At 62.0% G+C, this 12833-nt stretch carries 9 protein-coding genes; 8 read left to right on the top strand and 1 reads right to left on the bottom strand.

Going from position 1 to position 12833, the window contains the following annotated elements; genetic code table 11:
• Nucleotides 1-122: 122 nt before the first annotated feature.
• A complete protein-coding gene (locus AB8A38_RS24535) occupies nucleotides 123-1760 on the top strand; it encodes a bifunctional metallophosphatase/5'-nucleotidase (protein ID WP_439087743.1) in 1638 nt (545 codons plus the stop codon).
• Nucleotides 1761-2749: 989 nt separating this feature from the next.
• Here the strand turns inward: AB8A38_RS24535 and AB8A38_RS24530 are convergent.
• Complete coding sequence (locus AB8A38_RS24530; protein ID WP_439087742.1) at nucleotides 2750-4825, bottom strand: putative bifunctional diguanylate cyclase/phosphodiesterase; 2076 nt, start codon at nucleotides 4823-4825, stop codon at nucleotides 2750-2752.
• A 308-nt stretch (nucleotides 4826-5133) separates the two neighbouring features.
• Between AB8A38_RS24530 and AB8A38_RS24525 the strand changes: the two genes are divergently transcribed.
• The 7 genes from AB8A38_RS24525 (at nucleotide 5134) to AB8A38_RS24495 (ending at nucleotide 12762) form a co-directional block, all read left to right on the top strand.
• On the top strand, nucleotides 5134-6069 hold the full coding sequence (locus AB8A38_RS24525; RefSeq protein ID WP_315843746.1) for a histone deacetylase family protein: 936 nt from the start codon (nucleotides 5134-5136) through the stop codon (nucleotides 6067-6069).
• 92 nt (nucleotides 6070-6161) lie between these two features.
• Nucleotides 6162-6413, top strand: a complete 252-nt coding sequence (locus tag AB8A38_RS24520; RefSeq protein ID WP_439087741.1) for an exodeoxyribonuclease VII small subunit — start codon at nucleotides 6162-6164, stop codon at nucleotides 6411-6413.
• 101 nt (nucleotides 6414-6514) lie between these two features.
• Nucleotides 6515-7822: an alpha/beta hydrolase gene (locus AB8A38_RS24515; RefSeq protein ID WP_315843747.1), complete on the top strand. Its 1308-nt coding sequence runs from the start codon at nucleotides 6515-6517 to the stop codon at nucleotides 7820-7822.
• 342 nt (nucleotides 7823-8164) lie between these two features.
• Entirely contained in the window at nucleotides 8165-10090 is a 1926-nt protein-coding gene (gene dxs, locus AB8A38_RS24510) for a 1-deoxy-D-xylulose-5-phosphate synthase (RefSeq protein WP_439087740.1), read from the top strand.
• A gap of 140 nt (nucleotides 10091-10230) precedes the next feature.
• The gene (locus tag AB8A38_RS24505) at nucleotides 10231-10773 is read left to right on the top strand and encodes a nucleoside 2-deoxyribosyltransferase (RefSeq protein ID WP_315843749.1); all 543 of its coding nucleotides are present in this window, start codon (nucleotides 10231-10233) and stop codon (nucleotides 10771-10773) included.
• 2 nt (nucleotides 10774-10775) lie between these two features.
• Nucleotides 10776-11531 carry a TlyA family RNA methyltransferase gene (locus tag AB8A38_RS24500; protein ID WP_410001847.1) on the top strand — a complete coding sequence of 252 codons (756 nt, stop codon included), beginning with the start codon at nucleotides 10776-10778 and terminating at the stop codon, nucleotides 11529-11531.
• The gene (locus tag AB8A38_RS24495) at nucleotides 11524-12762 is read left to right on the top strand and encodes a class I SAM-dependent RNA methyltransferase (protein ID WP_439087739.1); all 1239 of its coding nucleotides are present in this window, start codon (nucleotides 11524-11526) and stop codon (nucleotides 12760-12762) included. Before AB8A38_RS24500 ends, AB8A38_RS24495 begins: the two co-directional genes overlap by 8 nt.
• The last annotated feature ends 71 nt before the right edge of the window (nucleotides 12763-12833 follow it).

Here is a 12833-nt window from a genome sequence, read left to right as displayed (position 1 = left end):
CCGCTTTGCCGACATTGTGCCCCGCCCCTCACCCGACCGGCTTCGCTACGCTTCGCCGGTCGACCTCTCCCCGTAAAAAACGGGGAGAGGTTAAGACGGCGCGCATCGCATCTCTCGCTCTCTTGATCTCACTTGCGTGCGGCGCAATCGCCCACGCCCAGACCCCCGCATCTCCCGTCGACGTCACCGTCCTTGCCATCAACGACTTCCACGGCAATCTGCGCCCTGCCCCCGGCGGCATCACCATCGACGATCCCGCCGACAGGACGAAGAAGATCACCGTGCCCGCGGGCGGCGCGGAGCATATGGCGACGCTGGTGAAGCAGCTCCGCGCCGGCAAGGCGAACAGTGTGTTCGTGGCTGCCGGCGACCTGATCGGCGCCAGCCCGTTTCTCTCCGCACTGTTTCATGACGAACCGACCATCGAGGCGCTGTCGATGATGGGCCTTGAGATCGCCTCGGTCGGCAATCACGAATTCGACGAAGGCCGCGAAGAGCTGCTTCGCATGCAGAACGGCGGCTGCCATCCCGTCGATGGCTGCCAGGGTCCGCATCCCTTTGCCGGCGCGACGTTCAACTATCTCGCCGCCTCGACCATCGACACCAGAACCGGCAAGCCGCTGCTGCCGTCCTATCAGATCAAGACATTCGACGGCATTCCCGTCGCCTTCATCGGGCTCACGCTGAAAGGCACGCCCGGCCTCGTCGCGCCGCCCGGCATTGCCGGTCTCGAATTCAGGGACGAGGCAGACACCGTCAACGCACTGGTGCCCGAACTGAAGGCAAAGGGCGCTGAAGCCATCGTGGTGCTGATCCATGAAGGCGGCTTCCCCACCGGCGACTACAATGAATGCCCGGGTATTTCCGGACCGATCGTCGATATTGTGAAGAAGTTCGACAAGGCGGTCGACGTCGTCGTCAGTGGCCACACACACCGGGCCTATACATGCCAGATCGACGGACGCCTCGTCACGTCAGGCGACAAATACGGCACGCTGGTCACCACCATCGACCTCAAGCTCGATCGCACCACCCGCGATGTCATCAGCGCCAAGGCCGACAATGTCATCGTGCGCACGGCCACCTATCCCGCCGATCCCGCCCAGACGGCGTTGTTGGCCGCCTATGACAAGGTCGCCGCGCCGATCGCCAGCCGTCCTGCCGGATCGGTCACCGCAACGCTGTCGCGCATGCCCGACATGACGACCGGCGAAAGCCCGCTTGGCGATATCATCGCCGATGCACATCTCGCGGCGACATCCGCCGGCAATCTCGGCGGCGCCGTGATCGCCTTTACCAATCCCGGCGGCATCCGCGCCGACATCACCAAATCGGCAGACGGCAGCGTGACCTATGGCGACGTCTTCGCAGCGCAGCCGTTCCGCAATCAGTTGATGACGCTGACGCTCACAGGCGCGCAGATCAAGGCGATGCTTGAGCAGCAATGGATCACGCCGATCCGGCCCCGCATCCTGCAGGTGTCGAAAGGCTTCAGCTACGCGTGGGATAACACGGCGGCGGCGGGTCAGCGCGTCCCGCCCGAGCGCATGATGCTGGATGGCAAGGTGATCGATCCCACGGCCAACTACCGCGTCACCGTGAACGGCTTTCTGGCCGTCGGCGGCGATGGCTTCACGGTGTTGAAAGAGGGCAAGGAGCCGCTGGTCGGCGTCTACGATGTCGATGCGCTGAACGCTTACATGAAGGCCAACAGCCCGGTGTCGCCGATGCCGCTGGGGCGGATTGCGCGGGTGGATTAGGGCAACGACGGTCTGCGCCAGGCTGTCATTCCGAGGCGTTCGCTCGTCATTCCGGGGCGCGGCCGGCACTTGCCGGACGCGAACCCGGAATCCCGAAATGTTTTGCGCTGAACATGTCGAGATTCCGGGTTCGCGTGCGCGAAGGCGCGCCCGCGCCCCGGAATGACGAGTATGGGGCGGGGTAGCACCCTAATATTTATTCCTATATCCCATTGACATCATCCCTATCTTGATTATATTCCCCCATGTCCTGCCCCACCGAGAGGGGCGATCGCGATCGTCACGTTCGCGGGGTGGGATGCGGTGGACGCCGGAGATGCGGCGTTACGCGGTTCATGGGGTGACGTCTGTCTTCGGGCAGGACGGATCTGTGCCAGCACTGCCACTGGCAAGGGACGGCCGGCCTTCGGATGGACAAACCCCTGGACAGTGTGACGGACGACCAAGTCAAGACGCGTCCGGCTTACTCGCTTGAGGCTCCCTGTCCCTCCGCCGTGGGACCATCATTTTGGTGATCGGACCGTTCGCCAAGGCAAAGTGCAAGCAGGCTGAAAAAACACCGCAGGCGGAACGTCGGGCACTCGCTCGGCGCGTCCGAAAGTCCTGATGCATTATCCCTGCGGAAGACCGCATTCGCATCAGGCCCAAGGGTGCAACGGGCACCCGGCGTTCCGCACGCCCTCTCACAGGGGGCAGGGAATGCAAGAGACGACGGCGCCCCCGCGCCGCAAACAATGGGGGCGATGACGCATGTCTGAAGCACAGTGGCTGTTTGAAATTCGAATAGGCAACGACGCGCAGCCGTCATCGCATACTCAGCCGTCATGCGCGGGCTTGTCCCGCGTATCCACGTCTTGGCCGCAAAAAGAGGAAGACGTGGATGGCCGGGACAAGCCCGGCCATGACGTGGGGAAAGGTCTGAGATCATCGCGAAGTTCGCTTCGCGCCGTCCGGCCATGACGATCATTAAATTGAACGGCCTCCACCTTCTACGCCACGTTCCTCCGGTCGATCTCGCTATGGACATCGAACGGCTCCGGCCGGCCCACCGCATAGCCCTGCGCAAAGTCCACGCCGATCTCGGTGAGCGCCGTGATGATCTCGGCGCTCTCGACGAATTCGGCCACCGTCCGCTTGCCCATGATCTTGCCGATATGGCTGATCATCTCGACCATGGCACGGTCGATCGGATCGGTGAGCATGTCCTTGACGAAGGAACCATCGATCTTAAGATAGTCCACCGGCAGGTGCTTGAGATAGGCGAAGGACGACATGCCGCTGCCGAAATCGTCCAGCGAGAAGCGGCAGCCGATCTGCTGCAGCGCCTGAATGAATTTGTTGGCATCGGCGAGATTGGCGATGGCGCTGGTCTCCGTGATCTCGAAGCAGATGATGGTCGGCGGTATCCGATAGATACGGAATTGCTCGCGGACATAATCCAGAAAGCTTTCATCCTTGAATGTCGCGCCGGACAGGTTGATGGCACAGGTCGAGACCGGCGTGGCACCTTCGGCCAATCGCGCGGCGAGAATGGCGAACGCACTCCTGACCACCCAGCGATCGATCAGCGTCATCAACCCATAACGTTCCGCCGCGGGAATGAAATGGCCGGGCGCAACCAGTTGCCCCGCCTCGTCGCGCAGCCGCAACAACAGTTCGACATGCAGAGTGCCATCCTCTCGCTCGCTCAGCGGAATGATCTTCTGGGCATAGAGACAGAAACGATCCTGTTCCAGCGCATCGTGAATGCGCTGTACCCAGTTCATTTCGCCGAACCGCTGCAGCAATTCGGAATCGCTGGGCTGATGCAGTGTAACGCGATTGCGGCCTTTCTCCTTGGCCATGTAGCAAGCTGCATCGGCCGCGCGCAGCGCCTCTTCCAGCGTCACGTCGGGCTGCGCGATACAGACGAGGCCGATACTGACGGTGACGTTGAACGAACGTCCGTTCCAGACGAAGTTCAGTTCCTCCACCGTCCGCCGCAATCGCTCAGCGGTCGCAGCCGCACGATCCGGCTCGCAGCGCTCCAGCAGCACAGCGAATTCATCGCCGCCAAGGCGGGCCAACAGATTGTCCGGGCGCAGATGTTTTTTCAGTATGCCCGAGACCTGCCGCAGCAGATGATCGCCGGCAGCATGGCCGCAGGTGTCGTTGACGATCTTGAATTGATCGAGATCGAGGAACATCAGTGCATGCGGCCGCGCATCGGCGTCGATCCGCGGCAATGCGTATTGGACCCGACGCTCGAATTCGCGGCGGTTCGCCAGCCCCGTCAGTGCATCATGCGAGGCCTGGAACGCGAGACGTGAGATGTATTTCTGCTCACGCTCCTTCTCGATCTTCAGCGCCGTCTCGAAGCGCTGACGCTGGATCAGCAGCTTGCGTATCCGCCAGATGCCGAGCAGGATCAATAGCGCCGCGGTGAGCACATTGGCGACCAGCAGAATGCCTTGAATGGCGCGGGAGCCGATGCCGAGGCGCCGGGAGAACTCCACTGCCAGCGGCAAGGTCTGTTCATTGATCTGGTCGATTTGCGCCTTCAGGGCTGCGAGGCGCATCGATCCCACCTTGCCATCGGTGACGCTGGCGTGAATGGCATCGGCCGTATCCACCAAATTCTGGATCACGGGATCGGTGGCGTGCCAGGTCTCGATGGCTCGGGCGAGATAGACGACCTTGCTGAAATTGCGAAACAGCGAGATCATGCCGGGGATGTCTGCGGCATCGTTGCCGCCTTGCAGGAATCCGTCATAGGCAGCCCGCAGATCCGGAACCGGCTGTTCGAGCGCGCGGCGCGCGATGAGATCCCCGAGCGGCACGGCGATGCTCGCCTGATAGAGACGATAATATCTGTCGTCGCCGGTCTCGGCATAGAGGCTGAGCGAATGCACCGCCTCCATCTGCCCCTTCGACCATCGGCTTTCGCCGGTGACATAGGCGCGGACCGACGACAGGATGTGGATGCTGGTGCCGGCGAGAAATGCCTGCAGCAAGACGATGGCGACGAACGGCCACACCGAACGCAGGAGATGGGGTACGCGCCTTGGATATCTCGATTCACTCATCGCGTACGAACCCACCCCAGACGCGAGCGCAACTGCGGAGTCCGATGATGGAATATGCGCACCTTCTCCGCAGAATGCCGCGGCCTCCACCGATAGCAGCCGCGACTTAACGCGCGTTTCAATTCCGCGGCGTCAGGCGGTGTCGATGAAACGACATGAATCGAATGTGAAGAAAGCGATCCATAATTCTGATCGGTAGCTCTGTTAGGGGACGACCGCACCAGCGATGCCCCCTATCGGAACCTGACCTGACCGGCTAGGTTATCGTCTCATCATACCAGCGCACCCTGCGCTTGCGGACCATTTGCATGACGACACTTCTTCTGAGCCATCCGGCCTCGCTCGATCACCTCACGCCGCCCGGTCATCCCGAACGCCCCGACCGCATACGCGCCGTGGAACAGGTACTAGGTGAGGATCGCTTCAAGGCGCTGGTGCGGGGCGAAGCGCCAGAGGGCGATCTCGAAGTGGTCAGCCTGTGCCATGACAATCACTACATCGACGAACTGCGCCATGTCGCGCCGAGCAATGGCCTCGTCTATCTCGACGGCGACACGTCGATGTCCCCCGGCACCTGGGAAGCGGTGATGCGCGGCGTCGGCGGCGCAATCGCGGCGACCGACGCGGTGATGAAAGGCGAGCACAGCAATGCCTTCGTCGCGACCCGCCCGCCCGGCCATCATGCCGAGCACAACAAGCCGATGGGCTTCTGCTTCTTCGATCAGGCCGCGATTGCAGCGCGGTATGCGCAGCGCACCTACGGCATTACCCGCGCGGCCGTCGTGGATTTCGACGTCCACCATGGAAATGGCACGCAAGACATTTTCTGGGCCGACCCCACGGTGATGTATTGTTCGACGCATCAGATGCCGCTGTTTCCCGGCACCGGTGCATCCCAGGAGCGCGGCGAGCACGACACGGTCGTCAATGCTCCGCTGCATGACGGCGACGGCAGTGCAAAATTCCGCTCTGCCTTCGACAACCTCATCCTGCCGCAATTGCAGAAATTCGCACCGGAACTGCTGATCATCTCCGCAGGCTTCGATGCGCATCGCCGCGATCCGCTCGCGTCGCTCAATCTCGACGCCGAGGATTTCGGCTGGGTGACGCGCAAGCTGATGGATCTCGCCGACAGCACCGCCGGTGGCCGCATTGTCTCGGTACTCGAGGGTGGTTATGATCTGCAGGGCTTGAAAGAATCGGCCGCAGCCCATGTTTCTGCGCTGATGGGGGCATCGCGCTGAAAGGGGCACAGGTCGCAAAACGGACCCGCCACAATACGCCCTCAAACATATCTTTGACTCCGTCCTTCCAAAATGCGCACACGGGAAACCGAATGGCCGAGAACACCCATGCTGACGTCAAGAAGCTGACGTTTGAGACCGCGATCGAAGAACTGGAATCGATCGTGAAGCGCCTCGAAGACGGCAAGGTGCCGCTGGAAGAGTCGGTCGCCATCTATGAGCGCGGCGAGGCGCTGAAACGGCGCTGCGACGAGTTGCTGCGTCAGGCCGAAGCCCGCGTGGACAACATCACCACGGATTCGAACGGCAAAGCGATCGGCACCGAACCGCTGGACGTCCAGTAGGAAATCGCGCGGGTTGAGACCTCGCACCACCCCGCGGCCGAATTAGCGCTTGGCGCATGGCGCGGCCTGTTTATAGTCCGCCGTCAGTCCGGGGAACCAGCGTGCGCGTCCAGCACCGTCATGTCATCTATGTGCAGGGATACGATCCGCGGGGACTCTCGCAGTATTACCGCATGTTTCGGACCGAACTGCGCAAGTTCGGCCGCCTTTATGGCCTGACCACCTCGGTCAGCCGGCCGAAGGGCCATACCGAAGGCGAATTCGCGCATGAATCCGCCTCCTGGCGCATCGAAACCTCCGGTGACGGCTGGCAGACCACGACCGATTACGACTTCCTGCGCTGGGAAGACATGATCCAGCGTGATCTGGCCGTGCCGATCTGGCGCACGCTGATCCACGCCATCGCCATCTATTGGGGCCTCGTCTTCTCTGGCACGATGGGCCGGTTCTGGAAGGCGCATTGGCGCTTCGCCACCTTCATCAGCTGGCCCCACGTCCTGCTGCTCAACGGAGCGATCTGGTCGGCGGGCATCGCCTGGCTGTTCGCGCTAGGGCTGCAGGCGCTTGGAATACACGGATTTCTGGTGGGCTGCGGCGCTGCGGCGGTTTTCGTGGCCGTCCTCGGCTCGCTGCTGAAATACACCGAAAAGCACACCTATCTGCTTTATCTGATGGCCGATACGATCTTCACCTGGCAGTTCTCCCACGGCAACCGGCCGGACTGGGACGCCCGGATCGACCGCTTCGCGCAGCATCTGGTCCAGGTCGCCAAGTCTACCAAAGCGCAGGAAATCGTGCTGGTCGGTCACAGCTCCGGCTCGTTCCTTGGCTCCGAAATCCTCGCCCGCGCGCTGAAACTCGATCCGGAACTCGGCAGCCACGGCCCTCGCGTCGTGCTGCTGACGCTCGGCGGCAATATGCCGATCGTCGGCTTCCATAGAGTCGCGCAAGGCTTTCGCGACAATTTGCGGCTGCTGGCCGTGGAGCCTTCCATCGACTGGATCGACTGCCAGTCCCGCAAGGACGTGATGAACTTCTTCCCGTTCGATCCCATCGTCGGTCACGGGATCGACGCTGGCCCGGCCCGGCGGAATCCAACCATCGTCCCCGTCCGGTTCCGTGAAATCATCCGCCCGGAACATTACAACCGGTTCCGCTGGAAGTTCTTCCGGGTGCACTTCCAGTTCGTCATGGCCAATGAGCGGCCGCATGCCTACGATTTCTTCATGATCGTTTGCGGGCCCGTGCCTCTCAGGGGGCGTGTTAGTCAGCCGGCTACAACTTTGGCGTTGGTCGATGGCCCCCCCACTACCCGCGAAAACGCATGGAAAAAGCTCGATTTGGGCGCGAAGAGCCCTACCCACACGGGTTCCCATGAGACGGAACCGGTCGCTCGGCGCATCGGCTAGACACACGCGCGAATGTCCATAGCGCCTTTGTGCTGCCACCCCCGCAGGCACGGCGGTTGGCTTTGGCCATCGCTTTGGTGTAAAGGGACTAGGACTATGCGCTGACGAGCAGGCTGAAACGCCGGCCGTTAACGTAGATAAGCGCTTCATTCATCTGGCAAAAATGATCAGATGAAGTCGCCGCCAAGCATGTTAGATATCACACTGAAAAATCGAAGCCGATTATAAGGCCTCGAAACAGGCTTCCCGGTTCTGGAGGCTGCGGTTGTCCGGTGGGCGCGCGGAAACGCGACGGCCCCGAAGCCAGACGCAGTCCCGGACATGTAAAATTGGAATAGTGCCGTGACCGATTTTAGTAAGACACCGTTGCTCGATACCATTAAGACTCCGGAAGATCTCCGGAAGCTGAAGATCGAGCGGGTTCGTCAGGTTGCCGACGAGCTTCGTCAGGAAACGATCGATGCGGTGTCCGTCACCGGCGGCCACTTCGGCGCCGGCCTCGGCGTTGTCGAACTGACCACCGCCCTCCACTACGTCTTCGATACGCCGCGCGACCGCATCATCTGGGACGTCGGCCATCAGGCCTATCCGCACAAGATCCTCACCGGTCGCCGCGACCGTATCCGTACGCTCCGCACCGCCGGTGGCCTCTCGGGCTTCACCAAGCGCAGCGAGAGCGAATACGATCCGTTCGGCGCCGCGCATTCCTCGACCTCGATCTCCGCCGGCCTCGGCATGGCGGTCGCCCGCGACCTGTCCGGCGGCAAGAACAACGTTATCGCCGTGATCGGTGACGGTTCGATGTCGGCAGGCATGGCTTATGAAGCCATGAACAATGCAGGCGCGATGAATTCCCGCCTCATCGTCATCCTCAACGACAACGACATGTCGATCGCGCCACCGGTCGGCGCCATGTCGGCCTATCTGTCGCGCATGTATTCGGGCAAGACCTATCGCTCGCTGCGCGATGCCGCCAAGCAGCTCGGCAAGCATCTGCCGAAGCTGATCGCTGATCGTGCCGAGCGCGTCGAAGAATATTCGCGCGGCTTCATGGTCAATGGCGGCACGCTGTTCGAAGAGCTCGGCTTCTATTATGTCGGCCCGATCGACGGTCACAACCTCGATCACCTGCTGCCCGTTCTGCAGAACGTCCGCGACATGGAGACCGGCCCGATCCTGCTCCACGTCGTGACCCAGAAGGGCAAGGGCTACGGTCCGGCCGAAGCCGCCGCTGACAAATATCATGCGGTCGTCAAATTCGACGTCGCGACCGGCACCCAGTCGAAGTCCAAGCCCAACGCCCCGGCCTATCAGAACGTGTTCGGCCAGAGCCTCGTCAAAGAAGCCGAGAAGGACGACAAGATCGTCGCCATCACCGCGGCCATGCCGTCGGGTACAGGCGTCGATATCTTCAACAAGGCGTTCCCGAACCGCACTTTCGACGTCGGCATCGCCGAGCAGCATGCGGTGACCTTTGCCGCCGGTCTTGCGACCGAAGGCTACAAGCCGTTCTGCGCCATCTACTCGACCTTCCTGCAGCGCGGCTACGACCAGATCGTCCACGACGTGGCGATCCAGAACCTGCCTGTGCGTTTCGCCATCGATCGCGCCGGACTGGTCGGTGCGGATGGTGCGACCCATGCGGGCTCATTCGACAATGCCTATCTCGGCTGTCTGCCGAACATGGTCATCATGGCCGCCTCCGACGAGGCCGAACTGGTGCACATGGTCGCGACCCAGGTCGCCATCAACGATTCACCGAGCGCCCTGCGTTATCCCCGCGGCGAAGGCCGCGGCGTCGAGATGCCTGAAGTCGGTATCCCCCTGGAAATCGGCAAGGGCCGCATCGTCCGCGAAGGCAGCAAGGTTGCTCTTCTGTCGTTCGGCACGCGCCTCGCCGAATGCGAGAAGGCCGCCGACGAACTCGCCGCCCACGGCCTGTCGACCACGATTGCCGACGCACGCTTCATGAAGCCGCTCGACACCGACATGATCATGAAGCTCGCCCGCGATCACGAGATCCTTCTGACCGTCGAGGAAGGTTCGATTGGCGGCTTCGGCTCGCATGTGATGCAGCTGCTCGCCGACAACGGCATGCTCGACGGCGGTCTGCGCATGCGTTCGCTGGTGCTGCCCGACATGTTCCAGGATCACGACACGCCGGCAGCGATGTATGCCCAAGCGGGTCTGGACTCCAAGGGGATCGTCAAGAAGGTGTTCGAGACCCTCGGCAAGGATTTCAAGGCCGAGACCGTCAAGCTCGCTTGATCTGTCGTTGAACGCGACATCGCGTTTGCAATTGCGAAGAGAATACGACGAGGCAATTCGGCAGGAACCGCCGGATTGCCTCGTTCTCGTCTGAATTGGCTCGTCAATGTCGGCGCGGCTCACTATGAGACGGGGACTTCATGAATATCTATCTCGCAGGCCCCGACGTGTTCCTGCCTAATGCCGCCGAGATCGGCCGGCAGAAGGTCGCGCTCTGCAAGCGCTACGGCGCACACGGGTTCTTCCCGCTCGATAACGCCATCGACATCAATGCCGGCGACGCCTCGCGCCAGATATTCCACGGCAACGAAGCGATGATGAACCACTGCGACATCATCATCGCCAATCTCACGCCATTCCGCGGCCCCAGCGCCGATGCCGGTACGGTGTTCGAGCTCGGCTATATGGCGGGCCACGGCAAGCTGTGCTTCGGCTATTGCAATGACCCCGCGCTCTATATCGACCGCGTCCGCCGTATGACGGAGATCACCGATCATGATGGCCATCTGGTCGATGCGAACGGGCTCACCGTCGAAAATTTCGGCCTCGCCGACAATCTGATGATGATCCACGCGCTCGATCTCTATGGCGCGTCCATGATCGTCCCCCGCGAAGCGCCCAATGATCTCTGGCAGGATCTGACGAGCTTCGAAGCCTGTTTGAAACTTGCTGCATCGTACTGACCATGATGAAATCTCCGACCACTGCGACTGCGCTACGCAAGCGCGCCGATACGCTTCTCGTCGAACGCGGCATTTTCGAAAGCCGCGCACGTGCCCAAGCTGCCATCGAAGCAGGTCTCGTGAAGGCCAACGGCAAGGCTGTCGCCAAGGTCTCCGAACCGTTACCGCTCGATGCCGCGATCGAGGCTGAACCGGCGCATCCCTGGGTCTCGCGCGGCGGCGTCAAGCTCGCAGGTGCGCTCGAGCAATACCCGATCGAGATCGAGGATCACGTCTGTCTTGACGTCGGCGCCTCCACCGGCGGCTTTACCGAAGTGCTGCTCGCCAACGGCGCCAGCATGGTGTTCTCCATCGATGTTGGGCACAGCCAGCTCCATCCATCGCTGCACGGCCATCCGAAAATCATCTCGATGGAGGAGACCGATATCCGCAGCTATGAGAACAAGCGTCTGCCGGCCCGCCCGGATGTGGTCGTGATCGATGTCAGTTTCATTTCGCTGAAGGCGGTACTGCCTGTTGCGCTGTCGCTCGCGGCGGCGCCGATGAGCCTGCTAGCGCTGATCAAGCCGCAATTCGAGGCCGATCGAAAGCAATCCAAACGCGGCATCATCAAGAACGCCGCGGTGCATCAGGCCATCTGCGACGACATCACGGATTTTGCCAGGACGCTCGGTTGCACTGATATTGAAGTCTTCCCGTCGTCAATCACCGGCGGCGACGGCAATATCGAATTCTTCATGGGTGCCCGGCGTGGCTGAACGCCTGACCATCGATCATGTCGGCCAGCGCGGCGACGGCGTCAGCTTCGCAGACGGCGCGTCACTATTCGTGCCCTACACGCTGGCGCATGAGGTCGTCGAGGCCGGCCCCGATGACGGGCATCCGCAGCGGCGGCGACTGCTGCAGATCGACACGGCCAGTCCGGAACGGATCGACCCGTTCTGCACCTATTTCACGCGCTGTGGCGGCTGCGCCATCCAGCACTGGCAGCCCGATCCCTATCAGACCTGGAAGCGCCAGATCGTGATCGACACGCTGGCACAGGCGAAGATCACCTGCCCGGTCGATCCGATCGTCGATGCCCATGGCGCCGGCCGCCGCCGCGTGACGCTGCATGCCCGGCGTGGCAGCGATGGCGAGCTGCGTGTCGGCTTTGCGGCATCGGCGAGCCACGCCATCATCGCCATCGACGCGTGCCCGATCCTGGATCCTGGACTGGATGGCGCGCTCGATGCCGCACGCGCGCTGGCCGAGGTGTTGAAGCCGGTCAGCAAACCGCTGGACATTCAGGTGACAGCCGCCAGTAACGGACTCGATATCGACGTCCGCGGCACCGGGCCATTGCCGACCGCGATCATCACGACACTGTCGCGCATTGCCGAAGCGCACAAACTGGCGCGGCTGACACGGCATGGCGAACTCGTGCTGATGCGCGTGCCGCCGGTCGTGACGATGGGCAGCGCACAGGTCACATTACCACCCGGCTCGTTCCTGCAGGCCACCGCGGCCGGTGAAGAGACATTGGCGGCGCTTGTGCTCCAGCTCTGCAAAGGCGCGAAAAACATCGCCGATCTGTTCTGCGGTATCGGTCCCTTTGCGCTCCGGCTTGCAACCAAATCCAAGGTCACCGCGCTCGACAGCGACAGTGGCGCGATCACATCGCTGCAACAGGCCATCAAGGACACCAAGGGACTGAAGCCGATCAAGGCCGAGATGCGCGACCTGTTTCGCCGTCCACTGGTACCGCAGGAATTGCGCGACTTCGACGCTGTCGTGTTCGATCCGCCGCGTCAGGGCGCGCAGGCACAAGTTGAACGGCTCGCGGCAAGCAAGATGCCCGTCGTCGTCGCCGTGTCGTGCAACGTCCAGACCTTCGCACGCGATGCAAAGATCCTGATCGATGGCGGCTACAAGCTCGACAGGGTCACACCCGTGGACCAATTCCGGCATACGCCCCATATCGAATTGGTGGCCCGCTTCAAACGCTAGTTGTCTTTTCACGGTGCTTGCGCTGGAGTGCACTCACGCTGCCGCACAAGTGCAGCATGGAGGCGACGTGA

This window comes from Tardiphaga sp. 839_C3_N1_4 (genome assembly GCF_051811045.1).
Lineage (GTDB): Bacteria > Pseudomonadota > Alphaproteobacteria > Rhizobiales > Xanthobacteraceae > Tardiphaga.
This window is presented reverse-complemented; position numbering and strand designations above follow the sequence as displayed.

Coding starts and splice junctions, on each gene's coding strand:
- AB8A38_RS24530 (WP_439087742.1), bottom strand. CDS start 4,825: ATGAGTGAATCGAGATATCCAAGGCGCGTACCCCATCTCCTGCGTTCG.
- AB8A38_RS24525 (WP_315843746.1), top strand. CDS start 5,134: ATGACGACACTTCTTCTGAGCCATCCGGCCTCGCTCGATCACCTCACG.
- AB8A38_RS24520 (WP_439087741.1), top strand. CDS start 6,162: ATGGCCGAGAACACCCATGCTGACGTCAAGAAGCTGACGTTTGAGACC.
- AB8A38_RS24505 (WP_315843749.1), top strand. CDS start 10,231: ATGAATATCTATCTCGCAGGCCCCGACGTGTTCCTGCCTAATGCCGCC.
- AB8A38_RS24500 (WP_410001847.1), top strand. CDS start 10,776: ATGATGAAATCTCCGACCACTGCGACTGCGCTACGCAAGCGCGCCGAT.